Raw genomic sequence first — 1466 nt, 5'->3', positions numbered from 1 at the left:
AAGCGCAATTAAAATTTATAATAATAAAAGGCTTCATGTATCTTTAAGGTACAAAACACCAAATATGGTGTTTAATAATGTAGCTTAATATAATGTTTAACCTGTAGCCGTATTCTAGGACTAGACAAAAAAGTCACTTAAAGATTGGCTATATTTGAGAAAAAACGAAAATGAATTATTCCGAAATTCAAATATTTACTTCCAAAGATGGTAAGACTGAAATTGAGGTTCAGCTTGATAATGAAACAGTCTGGTTAAATCAATATCAACTTGAATCTTTATTTGAAACAAACAGGACTTCGATAAACCGACATATTTCGAATATTTATAAAACTGAGGAACTTGAGGAAAAGTCAACTTGTGCAAAAATTGCACAAGTTCAAAAAGAAGGTGAACGGGAAATAAAACGTAAAATTAAATATTACAATCTTGATGTAATTATTGCAGTTGGATACCGAGTTAATTCAAAAAGAGGAACCGAGTTTAGAATCTGGGCAAACAAAATTTTAAAAGACTTTTTAATAAAAGGATTTTCAATAAATGAAAAACGTTTGTCCAAACAAAATGAGCAATTACGGGAATTAAAGGAATCAGTAAAAATTTTAGGAAATATTGTAAACCAAAAAGAATTATCAAGTGGAGAAAGTATCGGTTTACTTAAAATAATTTCTGATTATGCTTTTGCCTTGGACATTTTAGACCAGTATGATTACCAAACTTTAAAAATCGAAGAAACTTCAGGAAAAGAAAGATATCAACTTACTTACGACGAAGCGATTAAACAAATTCGACTGGTAAAACAGAAATATGGAAATAGTGAATTGTTTGGCCGTGAAAAAGACAATTCCTTTAAAAGTTCGGTTTCAACAATTTACCAAACATTCGACGGAAAAGATTTATATCCAAGCATTGAAGAAAAAGCTGCAAACCTACTTTATCTGGTAACAAAAAATCATTCATTTTCAGATGGAAATAAAAGAATTGCCGCATTCCTTTTTCTTTACTTCCTGGAACGAAACGGAATTCTTTATGACGAAAATGGAGAAAAAAGAATTGCAGACAATGCTTTGGTTGCGTTGACTTTAATGATTGCTGTTAGCAAAACGGAAGAAAAAGACACAATTACAAAAATTATTGTAAACCTGATAAATAAGAAAAATAACGCACGTTAACAAATTGTATATGGCAGGCGGGTGTTTTAGCGGTCTGACAAGTCAGACCTTTTGCCCACTTTTCTGCGGGTCTGACAAGATTTCTGTTGGAAATCCCGCGCGACTACATACAAGTGACCGTTAGCGGTTATATGAGAGCAATCTGCAAATAATAAATAATGATAAACCATTAGTGTCCACTAAAAATTAAAGCACAATTGGCCATGACCATTTTCAGGCATATCATCCATTTGCACCACCCTTTTGAAGAGTTCCCTGATCGGTGTTTTGTCGAAAAGCGACATGCTCAGGATG

1 protein-coding gene is annotated in these 1466 nt (G+C 32.5%); it reads left to right on the top strand.

Annotated elements, in window-relative coordinates:
- The first annotated feature begins 170 nt into the window (after positions 1–170).
- Positions 171–1172 carry a virulence protein RhuM/Fic/DOC family protein gene (gene rhuM / locus D1164_RS23560; RefSeq protein ID WP_119352354.1) on the top strand — a complete coding sequence of 334 codons (1002 nt, stop codon included), beginning with the start codon at positions 171–173 and terminating at the stop codon, positions 1170–1172.
- Positions 1173–1466 lie beyond the last annotated feature (294 nt).

The organism is Mariniphaga sediminis (assembly GCF_003573545.1).
Lineage (GTDB): Bacteria > Bacteroidota > Bacteroidia > Bacteroidales > Prolixibacteraceae > Mariniphaga > Mariniphaga sediminis.
The sequence above is the reverse complement of the archived record's forward strand: the minus strand, read 5'-3'. Positions and strand labels throughout refer to the sequence as shown.

Coding starts and splice junctions, on each gene's coding strand:
- rhuM (WP_119352354.1), top strand. CDS start 171: ATGAATTATTCCGAAATTCAAATATTTACTTCCAAAGATGGTAAGACT.